The following is a 20,037-nucleotide window of genomic DNA, read 5'->3' as shown; positions in this document are numbered from 1 at the left end:
ACCGACACGACAGTTGTTTCGATCCCAGGAGTTCAACGATGACCCGTCTGTTCAACGACCCCGCAGCGTTTCCCGCTGAACTCGTCGAGGGCTTCGCAGCCGCACATCCCGACCTCGTCCTGCAGGTGCCTGGCGGGGTGGTCCGCAGCACCGCATACGACTCGGTCGCTGTGGTGGTGGGCGGCGGTGCCGGTCACTATCCGACGTTCTGCGGCCTCGTCGGGCAGGGCCTTGCTCATGGGGCCGCGATGGGCAACATCTTCTCATCACCTTCTGCGCAGCAGATCTACAACGTGGCCAGGGCGGCGAATCGTGGTCACGGCGTGGTCTTCTCGTTCGGGAACTATGCAGGCGATGTGCTCCACTTCGGTGAAGCCGCTGACCGGCTGCGCGCAGACGGCATTCCTGTCGAGATCGTTCTCGTCACCGACGACATCGCGAGCGCCGCCCCCGATGAGGCCCACAAGAGACGCGGCATCGCGGGGGACCTGACGGTTTTCAAGGTGGCCGGGGCAGCAGCTGACGCCGGATACTCGTTCGACGAGGTGGTCAGGGTTGCGCATCTCGCCAACGAGCGAACGCGTTCGATCGGTGTCGCGTTCGCCGGCTGCACACTGCCCGGCGGTGAAGAGCCCCTGTTCACCGTTCCGCAGGGCATGATGTCACTCGGGCTCGGCATCCACGGCGAACCGGGCATCGCCGACCAGCCCGTTCCCTCTGCGAACGGACTCGCGGAGCTCCTCGTCGAGAGGCTCCTCGCCGAGATTCCGGCGGGAGCATCCGACCGCATCGCCGTTCTCTTGAACGGACTCGGAGCAGTCACGTACGAGGAGCTTTTCGTCGTGTACCGCCGCGTGCGCGAGCTGCTCGTGCAACGGGGGCTGACCGTCGTCTCTCCCGATGTGGGAGAGCTCTGCACCAGCCTCGACATGGCGGGCGCCTCGTTGACGCTGTTCTGGCTCGACGATGAGCTGGAGCCGCTCTGGACGTCGCCGAGCAACACCCCCGCATACCGAAAAGGCGGCGCTGCTCGCGTGCGCAGCATCAGCGACGAAGAGCGTTCGACGATGCTGGATGCCGCCACCGCTGCGAAGAGCGAGGTCGCACAGGGCACGCCGGAGTCACGACAACTGGCGGCCCGTGTCGTCGATGCACTCCAGCTGATGAGCGCGACCATGGCGGAGCACGCGCCCGAGCTGGGCCGTGTCGACGGGATCGCCGGTGATGGCGATCACGGCATCGGCATGGAGCGCGGGACTTCTGCTGCTCTCGCCGCGGCTCGAACCGCTGCCGCCCAGGGCGCGGGCGCAGCGTCTGTGTTGCGGGCAGCGGGCGACGCCTGGTCCGATGAGGCAGGCGGAACGTCCGGAGCGCTCTGGGGGGCCGCGCTCAAGAGCATCGGGGAGCAGTTCGGCGACTCCGACGCATTCAGCGCGGCGCAGATGGTCAGCGCTGTCGAGCGGGCGCGCGACCGGATCATGCAGCTCGGCAAGGCTCAGCTCGGGGACAAGACGATGGTCGACGTGCTCATTCCCTATGCCGCAGCGCTGGCATCCGAAGCGTCGGCCGGCTCACCGTCTGCCGCGACGTTCATCGATGCCGCACGGGTGGCACACGAATCGGCCGATGCGACGGCCGGCCTCGTTCCGCGGCTCGGTCGGGCGAGGCCTCTTGCCGAGAAGAGCGTGGGCACACCGGATGCCGGAGCACTGTCACTCGCGCTGATCATCGGCGCGCTCACCGACGCGTTCACGACGAACCAGAGATAACAGAGGAAACGAGGAGACCATGGCAACCCCGTTGCGCATCGTCGTCGGGTCAGACGACGCCGGTTACGAATACAAAGAAGCTCTGAAGAAGGATCTCGAGGCACACGCCGACGTGGCATCCGTCGTCGATGTCGGTGTGGGCGCAGACGAAAACACCGCCTACCCGCACGTCGCCGTCGAGGCCGCACGACGGGTGGCTGCGGGTGAGGCGGACCGGGCACTGCTCGTCTGCGGCACGGGACTGGGCGTGGCGATCGCGGCCAACAAGGTTGCGGGGATCCGCGCCGTGACCGCCCATGACTCGTACTCGGTCGAACGAGCCGTACTCAGCAATAACGCGCAGGTGCTGGCCTTCGGCCAACGCGTCATCGGGCTGGAGCTGGCTCGGCGGCTTGCGAGTGAATGGCTGACCTACCGGTTCGATGAGAGCTCGGCATCGGCCGCCAAGGTCTCGGTGATCTGCGAGTACGAGGGCGCATGAGCATTCGGCCGAGGGCCACAGGTTCAAGGCGGTGCGTGTTCGAAAGGCAACCACATCGCCCCGACCGGCGTATGGCTGATTTCCGAACACTCACGACTGGCGCGACGGCGCCGAGCGCTCGGGAGACCAGGGCACACGCCGGATGAACATGCGCCTGCCCAAGACCGCTATCGTGAACGCGGCCACGGCGAAGGTGAGAAGAAGCACACCGAGCATCGGCACCGGACCGTCCAGGGTCACACCCAGCAGCGGAACGGCGCACGCGCCCAGGCAGAACTGCGCGACCCCCATAAAAGCCGCAGCGGTGCCGACATAACGGCGGTCGACGGCCATGCCCAATGTCGTGGCGTTCGGAGTCACGAAGCCGAACGCCGACATCAGCATCACCATAAGCCCGATGACGACCGGCAGCGGTGCATACAAGACGAACGCCACCAGCAGCGAGCCGACGACGACGAGGATCGCTGTGGTGCCCGCCACGGCGATCGTCGCCGGATGCCATCGTGTGGCCAGGCGTCCGTTCACGTGGCTGCAGACAGCGAGCCCGACGGCACTCGTGGCGAAGATCACACTGTAACCAGAGGGCGAGACGCCGTAGTCCTGTTGAAAGAGAAAGGTGCTGCCGCCGAGATAGGTGACAAAACCACCGGCGGTGCAGGCCATCAGAGCAGTGGCCACGAGCATACGCGGCTGCCGCGCGAGCACGAAGACCGCTCGCCGTTCGAGAGCGTCGTCGTCAGTGGATGCTCGGGGCTCGGCCGCGTGCATCCGTCTGGTCTCTGGGAGCACGAAGACGACGAGAACGAGAGCGATCACACCGAGCGAACCGATCATCACGAAGACCGAGCGCCACTCGCCCGTCGCGTCGAGAAGCACCCCGGCCAGAAGCGTTCCGGTCACCGGACCCAGGGCGGTGACAGACGCCAGGCGCGAGTAGAACAGCGCGAGCGCGCCGCCCTCGAAGAGGTCTCGGCCGATCGCCCTCGACCCGGCCACCGCGCTCGCCGCGCCGAGCCCCTGCGCGAACCGCGCGACGATGAGAACCGAGACGTCTGGCGCGACGATGCAGACAACGGATGCCGCAGTGAAGAGCGACAGTCCGCCGAGCAGCGGCAGCCGGCGACCGAGGCGGTCGCTGACGACACCGAACACCACCTGCCCGGCCACCAGCCCGATGAGCGCCGACGTCAAAGTGACCTGAATGAGGGCAACGGGCTCGCGGAGGGCCTCGCCGATGGCCGGGAGGGCCGGGCTGTAGGCATCGATGGTGAACGGGCCGAACCACGCCAGCACACAGGCGACGGCGGTGATGGCGCCGACACGACTCCCGTCCCATGCGCGCCGCGGTGTTCGCGACGCGCGGGTCATTCGCGCCTCAACGAGGGTGTCGCGGGTCCAGGCCGATGGTGTGGTGCATCAGACAGGCATCGCTTCCGCTTCATAGTCCACGACGATAGCGCCTGCAGAGGCATAGTTCGGCACGTCAGCCTCGACCGCCCGCCCCTCTGGCGACGACATCGCTGCTCCGAGCGCGGCCGCATCCGGAAAGTCCGCTTCGAAGATCGCGAAGTACGGGCTCTCACCCTGCGCAGCATGCACATTCGTTGCGAAGCGCATGTCGAGCACACCGGGCAACCTGCGTGCGAGCGGCAGGTGCACCTCTCGGTAATACTTCTCAAACGCCGCGGGGTCTTGGGGGTGCGGATACAGCACAACGAGTTTGTGCATGTCGGATGGCCTTTCGTTCGTGGTGGCTCTGGTGATTCGGTTCTGGCGTCAGTGCCGCGGTTGAGTCGATCGGCCTGCGGGAGGCTTCGAGACGGTCGGCTCGTTCCTCGCCGGCCTGCTCAACCACCGGGGGGCACCAGCCCGGCACCGCTGCGCGTCGATCAGCGGCTTGCGAACTGCTCGACGCAGTCGAGGGTGGCGTCCGTGTATTCGGCGTCTGCGTTCTCGTCGAGTGCCGTCTTATAGAAGTCGAGAAGGCTCTCGGGGTCTTCGAGGCCCGCATCGCCCGCGACCTCCACCCACTTCTGCTCTGCGCTGTCGCCGACCTCGGCCTCCCACTCCTCAGTGGCGGACTCGCTCCAGCCGGTGAAGCCTTCGACGGTCGGGGCGTCGAGCATCTGGTCGCACTGACCGGCGGCCTGATCGTTGAACGCGCGCACACCCTCACCGCCGTTGAGCTCTTCCGTCACGTCGTCGACGACCTGCTTGAGGTCATCCGGCAGGCTGCTATAGGCATCCTGCGAAAACCACATGCCGAATGTCGAGTACTGCCCGATCCCCGGGTCGGACCAGTAGGGCAGCAGCTCCATAAGCTTGTAGTTCACCGGAAAGTCGATGGCACCGCCCACTGAGTTGATGACACCGCGCTCGACCGCTTCATAGGTCTCGCTCGCCGTGATCGCCGCGATGTTCATCCCCGCTTCGGTGAGCACCTGCTGGATGACCGGCCCGGATGATCGCGCCTGCAACCCGGCCAGGTCGCCGACGTTCTCGACGGGCTCCTCGGTTCCGAGGATAAAGCGGCCGACGGGCCAGGCAGACACATAGTGAAGGCCGTTCTGCTCCATCAACAGCTGCGCCGGCTCGTATTCGGTGTGCACGTTATAGAGGGCGGCGGTGATCGCCTGCGAGTTCTGGTTGATGAACGGGATGCCGACCACACTCAGGGTCGGAAAGTACTGCGGCGTGTAGTCAGGAACCGTGACACCGATCTGGGCCCGGCCGTCGCGCACGCAGTCGACGACTTCTGGGGCCTTGCACAGCGCCTCTGTGGCTGTGCGATCGAAGGTGATGCGCCCGTCACTGGCTTCTTCGACACGATCGAGGTACCAGTCCTGAACGGCGGCGTTCGGAGTCTCGGCGGTGGCGGCCGTTGCCAGCGTGAACTCGAACGTCTCTTCGTCACCGCCACCGCCACCTTCCTCGGTGCCACCGGCGCATGCTCCGAGCAGAAGGGTGACCGTGCACGCCAACCCGGCTGCGGCCAGACCCGCGCGCGTCTGCCGCCGCGGTATGTGCTGTGTGAACATCGTTGTTCCTCTCGATATGGCCGACGTGTCGTCGGCCGTTGTCGGTGCTCTGGTTGTCGGTGCTCTGGCCTTCACCTGCGTGATGCCCGGGTTCTTTCAGGCTATGGAGTCGGCCCGCCGGTGTGTTGTGCGTATCCGCTTGAGCGCTTGTCCGGCGGCGAACTCTCTGTTGCGCAGGCCGTTGCGCGAGCATTGAGAGCGAAGAAACGGCCGACAGCATACCAAAATTGAGAAATATCCCACTCCCAGTCTGAAGGTCGCCGGTCGCCGGTCGCCGTGGCGCACTCAGCCCCCGAGCGACTGCCGCACGAGGGAGGGCAGGAACAGGGCGATCGGCGGCACGAGGAACAGCACGGTGGTGATCAGCAGGTCCACGCTGAAAAGCGGCAGGATTCCCTTGAACACCGTCTCTGTTCGAACCCCCGTGCTTCCGGCCACCACAAACGCATTGATGCCGACCGGTGGCGTCACCATGCCGATCTCGATGAGCTTGACGATCAGGATGCCCAGCCAGACGCCCTCGAAACCGAATTCGGTTGCGATCGGGTACAGGATCGGAACGGTGATCACGAGGATCGACAGCGACTCGAGCACCATGCCGAGCGGGATCAGGCAGATGAGCAGGAGTGCCAGGATCAGCATCGGCGGAAGGCCGAGGCCGGAGACCCAGTCCGTGACGGCATCCGGAACCTTTGCCGCGATGAAGAAGGTCGAGAGCACGGCAGAGCCCACGATGATCATGAACACCATGGCCGTCGTCGAGCTCGTGTCTTGCAGCGCGCCCTTGAAACTCGCCGCGATCGCCTTGATGCCCTGGCGACGGCTTTCGAGAACGAGCATTCCGAGAGCGGCAAGAGCGCCGATCGCCGCGGACTCGGTGGAGGTGAAGAGCCCGGAATACATTCCGCCGAGCACGATGGCGAAGAGAATCGCGATGCGCACCACACCACGCCACGGCAGCTTGCGCAGCGGCGTGGCGTCGGTCATCCGCCCGGTCACCGGTGAGGTGCGTGTGAGGGTGGCCGTCGTGCGGTCTTCGGCGGTTGCGCCCGCCGCGAGTTTCGCGTCGCGATGCGCCTGCCCCACAACGCCCACGAGGTCGTCTCTGTCCGTCGACTTTCCGATCTTGCGGTGCCCGGCGACCATGATGTAGGCGATGTACGCCGCCGCCGAGAGCAGGCCGGGAAGGATTCCCGCGGCGAGCATCTCTGCGACAGACGTGTTGGTCATGATGGCGTAGAGCACCAGGAACGTGCTCGGCGGGATCATCACACCGAGGGTGCCAGAGACCGCGACGATTCCCGTCGCCAGGCTCGCGGGGTATCCCACGGCGCGCATCTCGGCCACCGACAGCTTCGACATCGTCGCGGCGGTGCCGATGCTCGACCCCGACACGGCAGAGAACCCGGCGCAGGCCATGACCGTGGCGACGCCGAGCCCGCCGGGCGCCTTGCGGACAAAGCGGTTGGCGACGGCGAAGACGTGCTCAGCCATCTTCGCCCTGACCGCGAACATGCCCATCAGAATGAACATGGGAATGATCGTCAGGCCGAAACTCGCCGTCTGCGAGAAGGGCACAGCGCCGAGCACGTTCGTTGTGTAGCCGAACCCCTTCAGCATGATCAGCCCGAATGCGCCGGAGATGCCGAGCGCGAGTGCGACGGGCATCTTCAGGGCGAGCAGACCGAGCAGCACGACCACGACTATCGCGACGATGAGTGAGACGTCCATGTCTAGCTGCTCCGTGATTCGGTCGTGGATGCGGTCGTCGATTCTGCCGCTCTGGATTCAGCCGACTCGGCTGCGTGAGGTCCGGGGTCGTTCGAGGGCAGCTCTGCCGTCGCGGCGTCGGTTGAGCCGCCCACGGGCCGTCGGCCCGCGATGCTGCGGACAAGGTTGGCGATCGCCACGATCAGGAACGCGCCGATACCGATGGCTATCGCCCAGCGCAGGGGGTAGAGCGGCCACTGCATCAGGCCGAAACGCTGCTCGCCCGCCCTCGTCGAGCTGATCGCCCGTTCGACGACGGCGCAGAGGAACCACACCAGAAAAGCCGTGGCCAACGCCCAGACGACGATGTCGAACACCCGGTTCGTCCTCTCGCCGAGCCGGTCGGCGAGCAGTGTCACGGCGACATGCTCACCCTGAACGCCAGCCCACGCCAGCCCGAAGAAAACGGCAACGACCAGGCTCGACTCGGCGAGCTCGAGAAGCCCGGGAATGCTGGCTTCTGACGCATATCGGGCGATGACATCCGCGGTGATCGCCAGCATCAGCACGACTATCGACAGCGCCGACAGAATCGCGAGAACTCTGCTGAGCCAGAAGACGATCTTCATCTGTTCCTACTTCCCTGTGCCCTGCGCAGCGCAGCAGGCGGTCAACGCTGCTCCCAGAACGTGTATGCCTGGGTGTGATCGACGTTGCCGAGCGCGTCGAGAGCGCTGCCAAGCGCGTCGGTCACCGCAGAGCATACGGGTGCGTCATGACCGACGGAGTCCTGCAGGGACTTGGCGATTCGAACATCCTTTGTGAGCAGCGGAAGAGCGAATCCCGAGGCGAATTCTCTCTCGACCACGTGTGGGCCGAGCACGTTCAGGCTGGCGAAGGTCTGGCCTGTCGACGCGTTGAGGATGTCGACCATCACCCGGGGGTCGAGGCCGAAGCGCTCCCCCGCGACGAGCGCTTCAGATGAGGCGACGAACGACGCCCCGGCGACGAAGTTGTTGAGCGCCTTCATCGCGTGCCCGGTGCCGAGCCTGCCCGTGCGGAAGATCTTCTGGCTCATCGTGTCGATCACGGGGATCGCACGCTCGGCCGCTGCGTCGTCATCCGCGCCCAGCATGATCGCGAGCGTTCCCGATATCGCCCTCTCGCGTGCACCGGACACCGGCGCGTCGACCAGGCTGACGCCGTGCACGGCGAGCGCGCGACCGGTCTCGACGGTGTCGTTCGGGTCGGACGAGCTCATGTCGACGACAACGGCTCCCGGCTCGAACGGGATCGCGAGGCCGCCGTCGTCGTTCAGCAGCACCGAGCGCACGATCGCGCTCGTCGGAAGCATCAGGACCAGCACATCGCATCCGGCGAGCTCTGCGGCCTCACGCACGGCCGTCGCGCCGATCCGCTCACCGAGTTCGTTCGCCCGGTCGAAGTCGATGTCGTACAACCGCAGGTCATAGCCTCCCGACGCCACATTCGTCGACATGGGGTCACCCATGGTGCCCAATCCGACGAAACCCACAACCGTCTGTGTGCTCTTGTTCTCAGCCGCGTTCTCGACCACCGTGCTCGCCGTCCTCTCCGTGTTCCCTGTCACCGTCTTGCCGTCCCCGTCGGCTCCGCCTGTGCCGACGCCTCTCCGTCGAGTTCGAGCGAGATGCCCTTCTCCGCCAGAACCTCGTCGAGCGCGCGTATGCCTTCCACGGCTGCGGGGATGCCGCAGTAGAGGATCGAGTGCACCACGAGCTCGCGCAGTTCGACGGGTGAGACGCCGTTTGCGAGGGCACCCCGCAGGTGCACCCTGATCTCGTGCGATTTGCCGGTGGCGATGAGCATCGCAAGCGTCACCTTGCTTCGATCAGCCATCGACAGACCCGGGCGCTGCCAGATGTCGCCGAAGCAGTTGCGCGTCACGAAGTCCTGCAGCTTGTCATTGAGGTCCGTGGTGTGCTCCACCTGGTCTTCGGCGCCGGCTGCCCCGAACATCGCGCGGCGTTGGGCGAGACCGGTCTCATAAAGATCGTCGCGGATCACGGTGTTCCTCATTCCTGTGTGTGTGGCGAATCGAGATCCTCCACTGATGACCTGGTGCCGTTCTCGGCACAAGCCGCCGGCGTCAGATCCTCATTCTTGCCACACCGTGCGCGGGTTTCTTGTCCGTACGCGCACTCCGAAGCTCGTGCGGCGAACTCCGGCCGGTGTCGTCGTCTGCCACCCCGCTCTTGGCTCCATCGGGTGCCTCGACAACAGGACGTACTTTTGCATCTTCGGGTTGTGGGTGCATGCTTGAAACACGTTATGCATGCCGGCGGCGACACCGGACGACCCAGGTGCCGCATCCGATCGGCCGGCAGATGACGTCGGAGTTCACCGATGAAGGAGCACCCGAATGACAACGATGTCTCAGTCAGCTCGCTCGATCGACGCCGCGAAGCGGGAGGTCTCGACCTCGCCGGATTCAGCCCCTGACGACACCGAGCTCAGCACTCTCGCGCTCAGTCACGCGGGTGTGGCCGTCGAACGCGGCAGGGCCGAGAGCTTCGCGGAGTGGAAGGAGCTGATGGGAACCCGCTTCGTTCCCCTCACCATCACCACAACGGCGCCGACGTTTCGCGGGCGATTCACGTCGATCTACATCGAAGAGACCTGCGTCACGTCGCTCGAGGCGAGCACACACAGCGTAAGCCGCCTGCAGTCGCAGATCAGAGCGGATGACGCCAGGCACCTCAAGCTCTCATTGCAGATCTCAGGAACCGGTCGCGTTGTGCAAGACGGGCGTGAGGCCGTTCTGAAGCCGGGTGACGTGGCGATCTATGACACCAGCCGCCCATACACACTCGACTATGCCGAAGACGTGCGGGCGCTGATCATGATGTTCCCGCACAACATGCTCGGCCTCGCCTCGAGCGTGCTGAACGACCTGACCGCTGTGCGCCTGCCGGGAGACGAGGGTGTCGGCCTCGTGATCTCACCGTTTATGCAGCACATCGCCGGCAACCTGAACCAGCTCGAGGGGGTCAACGGCGTGCGCATCATGCAGAGCGCGCTCAACCTCGTGACCGCCCTGCTCTCGGCCGAGCTCGAGCACCATCCCGCACCAGAGGCATCCTGCCGGGCGGACATGGAGAAGTTCAGGCTCTACATCGAGAAGAACCTCGACGACCCCGACCTCTGCACGGTGAGTGTCGCCCGCGCGCACTTCATCTCGGCGCGCTACCTTCAGTACCTGTTCAAAGAAGAAGGCCACACGGTGTCGGGCTACATCAGGTGGCGCCGCCTCGAGCGCTGCCGAGTCGATCTGCTCGACGCCGCACTGGACTCGCTGTCGATCCTGCAGATCGCGCATCGGTGGGGCTTCACAGACGGCGCGCACTTCAGCAAGGTCTTCAAGGTGCAGTACGGAGTGAGCCCGAGAGCGTATCGTGCGAACGAGCGGCTGGCCCTCTCTGCCCGCGCCGCCGAGCGCCAGGTGTCATAACCCCGCTCGACCCCTGACCGCTCCCTGGGACAGTATGTCGAGGGTTTAGCCGCGCTAACCTCCGTCGGCCAGACGCGGGCACGATCACACTCGGCGGATCGCCTCGGAGCGGTGCAGCCGCACAGACGGGAGCGCGGCATCCGGATCGATCCGCGCCGCGGCATCGCGGTCGAGCAGCACAGTGACCGAATCGTGTGTGTGCAGGGCCGACACGGGCAGGTGCACAGACGGTTCTGTGCTGAGAAACTCCGCCACGGCTTCGGCCTTCGCCCGCCCGGTCGCGAGCAGCAGCAGTTGCCGCGCGCCGAGAATGGTGCCGATCCCCTGGGTGATCGCACGCATCGGCACCCGTTCGACATCGCCGCCGAAGAACCGCGAGTTGTCGCGACGCGTCTGCTCGGCCAGCTCGGTGACGTGTGTGCGTGCGTCGAGGGGTGTTCCGGGCTCATTAAACGCGATGTGCCCGTTGGCGCCGACACCGAGCAGCTGCAGGTCCACTCCCGCGTCGCCGACCATCCGGTCGTACTCGGCACACGCCTCGTCGAGGTCGGGCAGATCCGGGTTCGGCGCGTTCACCCGGTCGAGGGGAATGCCGACAGGTCCCGTGAAGGCACGCCGGATGACCGCCGCATACCGCTCGGGATGCTGGGGTGCGAGACCGACGTACTCGTCGAGGATGAAGACGCGAGCCTGCTGATACGCGTTCGCCCCGCCGGCATGCCGACGGACGATCTCGCGATAGGCGCGATCGGGTGACGACCCTGTGGCCAGGCCGAGCACCGCACCGCCCGGCTCAGAGGCGACCGCATCGATGACGTCTGCCGCCGCAACGCCGACGGCCTCAGCATCCGGCAACACGTGCACGTCGATCACTCGCGCACCGCCCCCTCGAGCATTCCCTTGATGAAGTGCCGCTGCAAGAAGATGTAGAGCACCACCACCGGCAACGCCACCATCACCGCACCGGCGGCGAGCAGAGCCGTCCCCTGGGTGTATTGGCCCTGGAAGAAGGCGAGACCGAGCGGAGCCGTTCGCACACTGCCGTTCGGAGACATCACAAGCGGAATCAGGAACTCGTTCCACGTCCACATGAACACCAGCAGAACGAGTGTCGTGATCGCGGGGCGCCCGATCGGAACGAGGATCTGCCACAGGATGCGCATGGTGCCGGCGCCGTCGAGGCGTGCCGCTTCGATCATCGCCAGGCTGGACGACCGGAAGTAGGTGCGCATCCAATAGGTGCCGAACGCGATCGACATCGCGATCTGCGGGAACGCGACACCCCAGACCGTGTTGGTGAGCCCGACCGAACGCAGGTCGAAGTAGAGCGGAACGATGAAAGCCTCTGTCGGCACCATGATGCCGAGCAGAAACAGATAGAAGAAGAACGTCGCGCCTCGGAATCTCATGGTGCCGAGGGCATAGCCTGCCAGCACCGACACGGTCACCGCAACCACGACCACGATCACGGCGACGAGCACAGACGTCGCCATGTATTGACCGAAGCGGCCGATCTCCCACGCGTCGGGAAAGTTCTCCCAGTGGAAGACGCGACCCTCGCGCCCGACCGACGCACTCTGCGGCCCGAGGGCGAGGCTGAGGATCACCCCGATCGGTCCGAGCACGATCAGCGCGAACACGATGAGAATCAAATAGTTCGCGCCCTTTTCGAGGCCAGAGACCTTCACGTCTTGTCTCCGATCCTGTTGACGACGAAATTGATGATGAACACGATGATCGTGAGCGCGATGCCGACGGCGGTCGCGGCTCCGACCTCGCCGAGCTCGAACGCCCGGCGATACACCTCATAGCTCGGCACCGTCGTCGACGTGCCCGGCCCGCCGCTGGTCGTGACATAGACGAGGTCGAAGGTCTTCAGAGCGGCCACGATCGTGAGGGTGAGCGCAACGGTGATCTCGCCGCGAACCGACGGAAGGGTGATCGAGAAGAACTCGCGAACCGGCCCCGCGCCATCCAGACGGGCGGCTTCGTAGAGCTCACGCGAGACACGGCTCATACCCGACATCAACAGCACGGTGACGAGACCGAGCGACACCCAGCTGCCGATGAGTCCGACCGCCGGGAGTGTGAACGTGTAGTCGCCCAACCAGGGGCGGGTGAGCGCATCGAGGCCGATCAGGCGCAGAAAACCGTTGAGAGGTCCGTCCGGGGCATAGATCTGCCGCCAGGTGACGGCCACAACGACCATCGCGATGACCTGCGGCAGAAAGATGATGGTGCGGAAGAACCCGATGCCCCTGACCTTCACCCGGGTGAGCAGCGCCGCCAGGATGAGGCCGATGCAGAGGGGAAGGACCGCGTAGAAGAAGATGAGCACAAACGCGTGCACAAAGGCCTCGCGCAACTGCTCGTCGAGCACCAGCGCGGCGTAGTTCTCGAAACCGACGAAGGTCGACGCGCCGAGGCCGTCCCACTCATAGAACGAGAACTGCGCAGCACGTCCGAGGGGAAAGAGGAGAAAAACTCCGTAGATCAGAAGAGCGGGCGCCAGATAGGCGTATGGGACCCAGGATTTGGTCAACCGGCCGGAGCGCCGTGAGACGCTCCGGCCGGTTGTGCGGACATCAGCCATTCGATTCGATGAACTCCGCGTAGTCGGCTTCAAGCGCTTCGGTGAACTCCTCCGGCGAGAGCTGACCGTCGAGCAATCCCTGCAGCGACTGGCCGAGGGTGTCACCGAAGGTCGGGGTCGCGTAGTCGAGATAGGGCAGCACGCTGCCGTTCTCGGTCACGTCGCCGAACGCGGTGAAGACGTCTGCGAGCACACCCGATTCGGGAGCGAGCTCCGCGGTGCGGTTGACGGGCAGGTTGCCGGTCTCGGCGAGCACCTCCATCGCCTCATCGCTTGTGATGAAGTCGATGTAGGCGGCGGCCACGTCGTTGTTCTCGGCGGCTGAGGTGATCGTGAACGGAAGGCCCGTTCCGCCGGTCGTCGCCGGGGTGCCCTCACCCGTCGTCGGAACAAAGAATCCGAGGTCGTCTCCCATCGCGTCTTCGAGGTCGGCGGCGAGCCATGACCCGCCGATCAGGAACACGCCGTTGCCGTCTGCGAGTGCCTGCCAGGCTGCGTCGTAGTCCGTGCCGTTGACGCCGTCGTTGAAGTATCCCTCATCGACCCAGCCCTGCAGAGCCGCCGCGGCTTCCACATTCTCGGGCGTGGTCCAGCTCGCGCCGGGGTTTCCGAGACCGAGATCGGCGATCGCCTCGGCATCCACGTAGTTTCCCTGTAGCGGCCCGAAGACGTGGCCGGCCGGCCACTGCTCGATGTTTCCGAGCTGCATCGGCGTCTCTCCGGCCGCTTTCGCAGCGGCGAGTGCCTCATCGAAGGCTGCCCAGTCGGTCGGAACCTCGAGGCCGAGGCCATCGAGCTTGCTCTTCGAGTAGAAGATTCCGACGACCTCGCCGACCTGCGGAAGGCCATAGAGGTTGCCGTCGCCGAACACCGCGGCGTCGTCGCTGTATGTCGAGTACTGCAGGATCGACTCCTGGTAGCGATCGAACCATCCGTACGCATCGGCGTAGTCGTCGAGGGGGCGCAGCTGGCCGGCCTCGACGAAAGCGCCCATGGTGTTGCGGCCGTTGTTCGCCTGCACAACGTCTGGGGCGTCCTCGTCTGTGAGGGCGAGCCGCAGTGTTGTGTTCAGGTCATCGAAGGCCTGCGAGTTCCGGTCGATCGTGATATTCGGGTACTTCTCTTCGAAGGCCGCGTTCAGCTGTTCGATCTGCTCGTTCTGACCACCGCGCACCTCCTGGTCCCAGACCGTGAGGGTCATCTCACCGACATCCGAGATGTCGGTGCTGATCTCGCTGTTGTCGTTCTCCTGGCCGGTGTCTTGGCCCGAGCCCGGTGCGCAGGCAGCGAGGGCGACCGCCAGTGCAGCGCCACCGGCGGTGAGAGCCGCCAGCCGTGTCTGTCGTTTCATGGTGTCCCTTTCGTGATGTGTGAATGCGGGTCGTTCGGGTGGTGCGAATGTGAACGTGTGAAGATGCGCGGGTCACGTGCTCGGAAGGTGATCGACGAGCCGGAATGTCGCCTCTGCCCGCCGCACCGCACCGGCGCGCTCCTCGGGCAGAACATCGGTCAGAAAGCCGTACCGACGAATCAGATCCTCCTCGCCTTTCGCGCGGATGGCATCCCACCAGTCCGCGATGTCCCCCCAGCCGGGTGCGGCCAGCGAGCCGCCGAACTGCTGCACGGCGAGCGCGGAGCACAGTGCCGAGAAGGCCAGACGCTGGGCGAGCGGCCAGTCCCGCAGTGAGCCGAGAACAAAGGATGCCGCGAAGACATCCCCGGCTCCTGTCGCGTCGAGCGCCTGAACGGGAACAGGTGCGATCCGCACTTCTTCGCCCGTGCCGGAGTCGATGGCGATGGCTCCGTCGGCGCCGCAGGTCACCACGACCAACGGAACACGTTCGGCGAGCCGACGGGCTGCATCCAGCGGAGAGTCCGTGCGGGTGTATGCAGTCGCCTCGCGCTCGTTCGGCGTGAACGCGTAGCAGGAGGCGAGGGGCTCGAGGTCTCGTGGATCCCACGCCCCCGTGGAATCCCATCCGATGTCGGCAAAAATCCGTGTGCCTCCGTCGGCTGCGCGTTTCCACCAGGCGACGTTCTCCTCTGCGGAACCCATGCTGCTGAGCTCCGCGAAAGCGGCACGGGTGCGGATGCCACCGCTGAGCAGCTGATCGGCCGACACGGGGCTGTCGTGGCCGTGGGTCACCATGCTGCGATCGCCGTTCTCGGCAATCGATACCGTCACCGCCGTGTGCCAGTCCGAAAGCCGGCGAGAGCGGCTGAGGTCGATGCCCTCGTGCTCGCTCAGCAGCTCCCAGCACCAGCGGCCGTAGACGTCATCGCCGAACACTGTCGCGAGCGAGGTGCGCAGACCGAGCCGGCCCGCCGCGACCGCGAGGTTCGCGATCCCTCCGGGGCTGGAGCCCATCCCCTGAGCCCACACCTCTGTGCCTGCGGCGGGTGTGGAGTCGAGGCCGGTGAGGATGATGTCGAAGAAGACGGGCCCGGCGAGCACCACGTCGAACTCGGCATCAGCGGTTTCGGCTGCCACTGCAACTCCTCTCGATAACCGCTCGTCGGCGACGACTCGGTTTGATAGAACATACTCCAAAATGATCGTTAGTGCGTCAAATAGTGCTCGAAGTTGACTGATATGCTCTCTCGCATGCTCACAGCAACACGCCAAGCGAAGATACTGGATTCGCTTCATGCCGACGGAGAAGTGACAGTCGAAGACCTCGCCGACCGGTTCGGCGTCTCGCTCTCGACCATCCGCCGAGACCTCAATGCTCTCAGCGCAGAGGGGCTCCTGCGTCGTGTGCGCGGAGGGGGCAGCATCGAGCCGGACTCCGTGCCGTTCGGCGACGTCGAGCACCAGCAGCGATCCGAGAAGACGCGGATCGCTGCACGCGCAGCTCAGCTTGTGAACGACGGCGACGTGATTCTCATCGACATCGGCACCACAACCGCGCGCCTCGCTCGCGAGCTGCGCGGGCGCCGGATCACGGTGATCACGTCGAGCCTCGCGGTGATCGACGAACTGCGTGACGACGACGCGGTCGAGCTGATCGTGCTCGGCGGAGTGGTGCGAAAGAACTACAACTCCATGGTCGGCACGCTCACCGAGCAGGCACTCGCCCAGCTCCGCGCCACCACCTGCTTTCTCGGCACCAGCGGCATCCGCCCCGACGGCACCATCGCCGACACCACCGGCATGGAGGTTCCGGTGAAGAGGGCCATGATCGAGTCGTCGCAGCGCACCGTTGTGCTCGCAGACGCATCGAAGTTTCCCGGCGTCGGCCTGCTGAGTGTGTGCGGGCCCGATGCGATCTGGGGCGTTGTGACAAATGAAGGCGCTGATGCGGCAAGCCTCGCCGCGTTGCGCACAGAGAAAGTCGAGGTGATGACCGCATGAAGCTGACCATCGTCGGAGGCGGGGGTTTCCGGGTTCCCCAGGTGTTCGAGGCGGTGTCGTCAGACGACGCCCCCGTGAGAATCGACGAGCTGAGTCTCTTCGACGTGTCCGAATCCCGACTGTCGACGATCCGCACGATCATCGACCAGATCGCTCAGGGCACGAAGCACGCGCCGAAGATCACCGTGACCACCGACCTCACCGACGCGCTGCGCGGAGCGGACTTCGTGTTCAGCGCCGTGCGCATCGGAGGAACAGCCGGTCGTGTCGCCGATGAGCACACAGCTCTCGATCTCGGTGTGCTCGGCCAAGAGACGGTCGGCCCCGGCGGCATCGCCTATGCGCTGCGCACCATTCCGTTTATGGTGCGGCTCGCCGAGACGATCAAAGAGGTCGCTCCGCAGGCGTGGGTGATCAACTTCACCAACCCAGCCGGCATGGTGACCGAGGCCATGCGCGCCGTGCTCGGCGACCGGGTCGTCGGCATCTGCGACACCCCGATCGGCCTGATGCGCCGAGCGGTGGCAGCGGTCTCAGTGAAGGCTGCCGCCGGCTCGGAGCCCTCACTGCACTTCGACTATGTCGGACTGAACCACCTCGGGTGGCTGCGCAGCGTCGAACTCGACGGCGAAGACCTGATGCCGCGCCTGCTGGCCTCGGACAGCTCGCTCGAGACCATCGAAGAAGCCAGGCTGATGGGCTTCGACTGGGTGCGAGCGCTCGGCGCGCTGCCCAACGAGTACCTCTATTACTACTATTTCACGCGTGAGGCGACCGACAGCATCCGTTCTGCACCGGCGACCAGGGGTGAGTTTCTCGATCGGCAGCAGGGCGAGTTCTTCTCCGCCCCAGGCGCCGACCCCCTGCAGACCTGGTTGCGCACCCGGCACGAGCGTGAGTCGAGCTACATGGCCGAGAGCCGGTCGGCTGAAGAGAACCGGCAAGAGTCGGATGTCGATGGCGGCGGGTACCAGACGGTGGCGCTCGACCTGATGGCCGCGCTCGCAACCGGACGCCCCTCGACGATGATCCTCAACGTGCGCAACAACTCGCTGGTGCCGGCACTGCCTGACGACGCCGTGGTCGAGGTCGGCTGCATCGTGGACGCCGATGGTGTGCACCCGTGGCCCATCGCACCCGTCGAGGGCGAGATGCTCGGGCTGATGACACAGGTCAAGGCCGCAGAGCGGCTGACGATCGAGGCCGCCAGGCTCGGATCGCGTGAGCTCGCCTGGCGTGCGTTCGCCGCGCATCCGCTCGTCGACTCGATCGCTGTTGCGCGCAAGCTCGTCGACGGCTACAGCCAGAAGCACGAGGCGATCGGCCGCCTGCTCGGTTAGGGCTCGCTCGCGCTGCGCTCACTCCACGCCCTCGCCTCTGTGACCTTTCCGGACCTACGTGCCCGGCACGCCGGCACCCTGCGTCCGGAAAGGTCACTTAGGGCGAGGGGGTTGCGGCCCAGCGCTCGTGTCGCTCGCCGAACTCGTCGAGTTGAGAGAGGGAGAACCGGCCCGCAGCGCGAGAACACTCGGCTTGGATGCCCGCTCCCGGTCGGCACGCACCGAGTGTTATCCAGGGACAACCAATCCCTGAATATCGAGCACCAATGCTGCAAGCATCGATGTATGACCGTCGCCGGCAGCGGATCGCCGACGTTGGGCCGTTGGGCACCCGCACTGGGCCGCCGACGTTGGGCCACCGGCACTGGGCGGTTGCCACGGTCGCGAGACAACAGCAGGAGACACACGTATGCAGCTCGGCATCCACTTCGCCAATTTCACCCTTCCGGGGGGCGCGCAGCGCCTCGGCCCGATCATCTCCGACACGGCGAAGGCCGCGGAGGAGGGCGGTGTCTCGTGGTTCACCTTTATGGACCACTGGTTCCAGATGGAGAGCCTCGCCACCTCTGAGGACCCGATGCTCGAGGGATACACCTCTCTCGGCTTCGTCGCCGGACAGACCAGCTCGATGCGGCTCGGGCTTCTGGTCACCGGCGTCACCTACCGGCATCCGGGCCTGCTGGCGAAGATCGTCACCACCCTCGACGTGCTCTCTGGCGGACGCGCGATGCTCGGACTCGGCGCCGCCTGGTACGAGCGCGAGCACCTCGGGCTCGGAGTCCCGTACCCCGAGATCTCGGAGCGGTTCGAGCGGCTCGAGGAGACCATCCGGATCTGCCGTCAGATGTGGAGCGACGACAACGGCCCCTTCACCGGCAAGCACTACACGCTCGCGGAGACGATCAACTCGCCCCAGCCCATCCAATCGCATGTGCCGCTGCTCATCGGCGGCGGCGGCGAGAAGAAGACCCTGCGTCTGGTCGCCAGGTACGCGGATGCCTGCAACCTGTTCGGCACGGGCGTCGACGACGTGCGGCACAAGCTCGACGTGCTCGCCCGCCACTGCGAGGCAGAGGGGCGCGACTACAACAGCATCCAGAAGACCGTTCTCGGCCGAGACCCGCTCGGCGACCCGGACGGCTTCCTCTCGCTGATGGAGCAGTACGCGGCGCTCGGCGTCGACCACGTGCAGGTCATGATCCCCAGCGACGACCCCGCAGCATACGCCCGCGGACTCGGGGAGCAGATCGTGCCGCGGCTCGCGCAGATCGGACGCTGACAAGCTCAGCCGTGCGCGGCATCCGAAGGCTGTAGCGCCCGGTCTGCCGCGCCCTGCTTTCTGCTGCCCGCTTCAGGATGCCGTCAGGCTCTGCTCGCCGATGACGGACAGGAGCTGCAGCTTCTCGGAGCTCTCGGTGCCGGGCGTGGCTGTGAAGACGAGCAGGGACTGCGACTGGTCTGGATCAAGCAGCAGCTGACAGTGGAGCTCCATCACACCGAGCTCGGGGTGTCGGATGCGCTTGGTGCGCGCCTGCGGCGTGTTCACCTCGTGTGTGCGCCAGAGCTCCGCGAACTCCGAGCTTCTCTCGAGAAGCGCCTCGACGATCGCCGCCGCGCGCCCAGCCGCACCCTCACGCGAGTACACCGCGCGGAGGTCAGACGCGAAGATGCGGCTGTGCATGGCGTGATCGTCGTCTGGGTAGATGCGGCGGGCATCCTGACTCGTGAACCATCGGAAGTACGAGCTCCGCTCAAGGCCGGTGAACTCCGTGTTCCTTCCGAGCAGGGCGACGGCCATCGGAGTCTGCACCAGGGTCTCGCCGAGCGCGGTCATCACCTGCGCGGGTGTGTCGTGCAACCGGTCGAGGATGCGCATCATCCCGGGATTGACGTGGTCGGCCCTGAAAACCCTCGCCGGTGCATTGTGACCCGCGAGGCGGAAGAGGTGGTCGCGCTCATCGAGGGTGAGATGCAGCCCGTGCGCGATCGCCGCGAGCATCTGCTCGGACGGTTGAGGGCCGCGCTGCTGCTCGAGTCGGCTGTAGTAGTCGGTGGACATGCCCACAAGCGACGCCACCTCTTCGCGACGGAGGCCACTCGTTCGCCGACGGGCTCCGCGGGCGAGACCGACGTCTTCGGGAAGAAGCGCCTCGCGGCGCGTGCGCAGAAAGTCGGCGAGCTGTTGTCTGTCCATTCAGCCAGTTTTGCCTTCCCGCCGATTCGACGCAAGGGAGCGGAACTGGTCGCCGGGTCGCCCTGCA

19 protein-coding genes are annotated in these 20,037 nt (G+C 65.7%); 6 read left to right on the top strand and 13 right to left on the bottom strand.

Features of this window, described 5'->3' with window-relative positions:
• Nucleotides 1-38 precede the first annotated feature (38 nt).
• Entirely contained in the window at nucleotides 39-1,769 is a 1,731-nt protein-coding gene (locus ACYVF5_RS14370; RefSeq protein ID WP_460947600.1) for a dihydroxyacetone kinase family protein, read from the top strand.
• A gap of 19 nt (nucleotides 1,770-1,788) precedes the next feature.
• Nucleotides 1,789-2,250, top strand: coding sequence for a ribose-5-phosphate isomerase (locus tag ACYVF5_RS14365; RefSeq protein ID WP_460947598.1), 462 nt, complete (start codon nucleotides 1,789-1,791; stop codon nucleotides 2,248-2,250).
• 90 nt (nucleotides 2,251-2,340) lie between these two features.
• Here the strand turns inward: ACYVF5_RS14365 and ACYVF5_RS14360 are convergent, their stop codons facing one another.
• The 7 genes from ACYVF5_RS14360 to ACYVF5_RS14330 all read right to left on the bottom strand — a co-directional run bounded on the left by ACYVF5_RS14360 (nucleotide 2,341) and on the right by ACYVF5_RS14330 (nucleotide 9,056).
• Complete coding sequence (locus tag ACYVF5_RS14360) at nucleotides 2,341-3,618, bottom strand: multidrug effflux MFS transporter (RefSeq protein WP_460947596.1); 1,278 nt, start codon at nucleotides 3,616-3,618, stop codon at nucleotides 2,341-2,343.
• A gap of 48 nt (nucleotides 3,619-3,666) precedes the next feature.
• The gene (locus ACYVF5_RS14355) at nucleotides 3,667-3,978 is read right to left on the bottom strand and encodes an EthD family reductase (protein WP_460947594.1); all 312 of its coding nucleotides are present in this window, start codon (nucleotides 3,976-3,978) and stop codon (nucleotides 3,667-3,669) included.
• A gap of 161 nt (nucleotides 3,979-4,139) precedes the next feature.
• On the bottom strand, nucleotides 4,140-5,288 hold the full coding sequence (gene dctP / locus ACYVF5_RS14350; RefSeq protein WP_460947592.1) for a TRAP transporter substrate-binding protein DctP: 1,149 nt from the start codon (nucleotides 5,286-5,288) through the stop codon (nucleotides 4,140-4,142).
• A gap of 285 nt (nucleotides 5,289-5,573) precedes the next feature.
• Nucleotides 5,574-7,019: a TRAP transporter large permease gene (locus ACYVF5_RS14345; RefSeq protein WP_460947590.1), complete on the bottom strand. Its 1,446-nt coding sequence runs from the start codon at nucleotides 7,017-7,019 to the stop codon at nucleotides 5,574-5,576.
• 2 nt (nucleotides 7,020-7,021) lie between these two features.
• The gene (locus ACYVF5_RS14340) at nucleotides 7,022-7,627 is read right to left on the bottom strand and encodes a TRAP transporter small permease (protein WP_460947588.1); all 606 of its coding nucleotides are present in this window, start codon (nucleotides 7,625-7,627) and stop codon (nucleotides 7,022-7,024) included.
• Between the two features lie 41 nt (nucleotides 7,628-7,668).
• Nucleotides 7,669-8,607 (bottom strand): NAD(P)-dependent oxidoreductase, encoded by a 939-nt coding sequence (locus ACYVF5_RS14335; protein WP_460947585.1) that lies wholly within the window; start codon nucleotides 8,605-8,607, stop codon nucleotides 7,669-7,671.
• Nucleotides 8,604-9,056 carry a carboxymuconolactone decarboxylase family protein gene (locus tag ACYVF5_RS14330; RefSeq protein ID WP_460947583.1) on the bottom strand — a complete coding sequence of 151 codons (453 nt, stop codon included), beginning with the start codon at nucleotides 9,054-9,056 and terminating at the stop codon, nucleotides 8,604-8,606. Before ACYVF5_RS14330 ends, ACYVF5_RS14335 begins: the two co-directional genes overlap by 4 nt.
• 343 nt (nucleotides 9,057-9,399) lie before the next feature.
• Here ACYVF5_RS14330 and ACYVF5_RS14325 point away from each other — a divergent pair, with 343 nt between their 5' ends.
• Nucleotides 9,400-10,488, top strand: a complete 1,089-nt coding sequence (locus ACYVF5_RS14325) for an AraC-like ligand-binding domain-containing protein (RefSeq protein WP_460947581.1) — start codon at nucleotides 9,400-9,402, stop codon at nucleotides 10,486-10,488.
• 84 nt (nucleotides 10,489-10,572) lie between these two features.
• On the opposite strand, the gene ACYVF5_RS14320 is transcribed toward ACYVF5_RS14325, so the two are convergent.
• From ACYVF5_RS14320 to ACYVF5_RS14300, 5 genes are all read right to left on the bottom strand, one after another.
• Nucleotides 10,573-11,361 (bottom strand): glucosamine-6-phosphate deaminase, encoded by a 789-nt coding sequence (locus tag ACYVF5_RS14320; protein WP_460947579.1) that lies wholly within the window; start codon nucleotides 11,359-11,361, stop codon nucleotides 10,573-10,575.
• Nucleotides 11,358-12,176, bottom strand: a complete 819-nt coding sequence (locus tag ACYVF5_RS14315) for a carbohydrate ABC transporter permease (protein WP_460947577.1) — start codon at nucleotides 12,174-12,176, stop codon at nucleotides 11,358-11,360. The genes ACYVF5_RS14320 and ACYVF5_RS14315 overlap by 4 nt, the downstream gene beginning before the upstream one ends.
• Nucleotides 12,173-13,081 (bottom strand): carbohydrate ABC transporter permease, encoded by a 909-nt coding sequence (locus tag ACYVF5_RS14310; RefSeq protein WP_460947575.1) that lies wholly within the window; start codon nucleotides 13,079-13,081, stop codon nucleotides 12,173-12,175. Before ACYVF5_RS14310 ends, ACYVF5_RS14315 begins: the two co-directional genes overlap by 4 nt.
• Nucleotides 13,074-14,432, bottom strand: a complete 1,359-nt coding sequence (locus ACYVF5_RS14305; RefSeq protein ID WP_460947573.1) for an ABC transporter substrate-binding protein — start codon at nucleotides 14,430-14,432, stop codon at nucleotides 13,074-13,076. Before ACYVF5_RS14305 ends, ACYVF5_RS14310 begins: the two co-directional genes overlap by 8 nt.
• Nucleotides 14,433-14,504: 72 nt before the next feature.
• Nucleotides 14,505-15,572: a carbohydrate kinase family protein gene (locus ACYVF5_RS14300; RefSeq protein ID WP_460947571.1), complete on the bottom strand. Its 1,068-nt coding sequence runs from the start codon at nucleotides 15,570-15,572 to the stop codon at nucleotides 14,505-14,507.
• A 114-nt stretch (nucleotides 15,573-15,686) separates the two neighbouring features.
• Between ACYVF5_RS14300 and ACYVF5_RS14295 the strand changes: the two genes are divergently transcribed.
• From ACYVF5_RS14295 to ACYVF5_RS14285, 3 genes are all read left to right on the top strand, one after another.
• Nucleotides 15,687-16,436, top strand: a complete 750-nt coding sequence (locus tag ACYVF5_RS14295) for a DeoR/GlpR family DNA-binding transcription regulator (protein WP_460947570.1) — start codon at nucleotides 15,687-15,689, stop codon at nucleotides 16,434-16,436.
• Nucleotides 16,433-17,776 carry a 6-phospho-beta-glucosidase gene (locus ACYVF5_RS14290; protein WP_460947569.1) on the top strand — a complete coding sequence of 448 codons (1,344 nt, stop codon included), beginning with the start codon at nucleotides 16,433-16,435 and terminating at the stop codon, nucleotides 17,774-17,776. Before ACYVF5_RS14295 ends, ACYVF5_RS14290 begins: the two co-directional genes overlap by 4 nt.
• A gap of 409 nt (nucleotides 17,777-18,185) precedes the next feature.
• Nucleotides 18,186-19,055, top strand: coding sequence for an LLM class F420-dependent oxidoreductase (locus ACYVF5_RS14285; protein ID WP_460947567.1), 870 nt, complete (start codon nucleotides 18,186-18,188; stop codon nucleotides 19,053-19,055).
• Between the two features lie 72 nt (nucleotides 19,056-19,127).
• On the opposite strand, the gene ACYVF5_RS14280 is transcribed toward ACYVF5_RS14285, so the two are convergent.
• Nucleotides 19,128-19,970, bottom strand: coding sequence for a helix-turn-helix transcriptional regulator (locus tag ACYVF5_RS14280; protein WP_460947565.1), 843 nt, complete (start codon nucleotides 19,968-19,970; stop codon nucleotides 19,128-19,130).
• Nucleotides 19,971-20,037 lie beyond the last annotated feature (67 nt).

This window comes from Okibacterium endophyticum (genome assembly GCF_054780075.1).
This window is presented reverse-complemented; position numbering and strand designations above follow the sequence as displayed.

What these genes read in the sequence shown, in the direction of transcription:
- ACYVF5_RS14370 (WP_460947600.1), top strand. Translation starts at nt 39, where the DNA reads ATGACCCGTCTGTTCAACGACCCCGCAGCGTTTCCCGCTGAACTCGTC.
- ACYVF5_RS14365 (WP_460947598.1), top strand. Translation starts at nt 1,789, where the DNA reads ATGGCAACCCCGTTGCGCATCGTCGTCGGGTCAGACGACGCCGGTTAC.
- ACYVF5_RS14360 (WP_460947596.1), bottom strand. Translation starts at nt 3,618, where the DNA reads ATGACCCGCGCGTCGCGAACACCGCGGCGCGCATGGGACGGGAGTCGT.
- ACYVF5_RS14355 (WP_460947594.1), bottom strand. Translation starts at nt 3,978, where the DNA reads ATGCACAAACTCGTTGTGCTGTATCCGCACCCCCAAGACCCCGCGGCG.
- dctP (WP_460947592.1), bottom strand. Translation starts at nt 5,288, where the DNA reads ATGTTCACACAGCACATACCGCGGCGGCAGACGCGCGCGGGTCTGGCC.
- ACYVF5_RS14345 (WP_460947590.1), bottom strand. Translation starts at nt 7,019, where the DNA reads ATGGACGTCTCACTCATCGTCGCGATAGTCGTGGTCGTGCTGCTCGGT.
- ACYVF5_RS14340 (WP_460947588.1), bottom strand. Translation starts at nt 7,627, where the DNA reads ATGAAGATCGTCTTCTGGCTCAGCAGAGTTCTCGCGATTCTGTCGGCG.
- ACYVF5_RS14330 (WP_460947583.1), bottom strand. Translation starts at nt 9,056, where the DNA reads ATGAGGAACACCGTGATCCGCGACGATCTTTATGAGACCGGTCTCGCC.
- ACYVF5_RS14325 (WP_460947581.1), top strand. Translation starts at nt 9,400, where the DNA reads ATGACAACGATGTCTCAGTCAGCTCGCTCGATCGACGCCGCGAAGCGG.
- ACYVF5_RS14310 (WP_460947575.1), bottom strand. Translation starts at nt 13,081, where the DNA reads ATGGCTGATGTCCGCACAACCGGCCGGAGCGTCTCACGGCGCTCCGGC.
- ACYVF5_RS14305 (WP_460947573.1), bottom strand. Translation starts at nt 14,432, where the DNA reads ATGAAACGACAGACACGGCTGGCGGCTCTCACCGCCGGTGGCGCTGCA.
- ACYVF5_RS14295 (WP_460947570.1), top strand. Translation starts at nt 15,687, where the DNA reads ATGCTCACAGCAACACGCCAAGCGAAGATACTGGATTCGCTTCATGCC.
- ACYVF5_RS14290 (WP_460947569.1), top strand. Translation starts at nt 16,433, where the DNA reads ATGAAGCTGACCATCGTCGGAGGCGGGGGTTTCCGGGTTCCCCAGGTG.
- ACYVF5_RS14285 (WP_460947567.1), top strand. Translation starts at nt 18,186, where the DNA reads ATGCAGCTCGGCATCCACTTCGCCAATTTCACCCTTCCGGGGGGCGCG.
- ACYVF5_RS14280 (WP_460947565.1), bottom strand. Translation starts at nt 19,970, where the DNA reads ATGGACAGACAACAGCTCGCCGACTTTCTGCGCACGCGCCGCGAGGCG.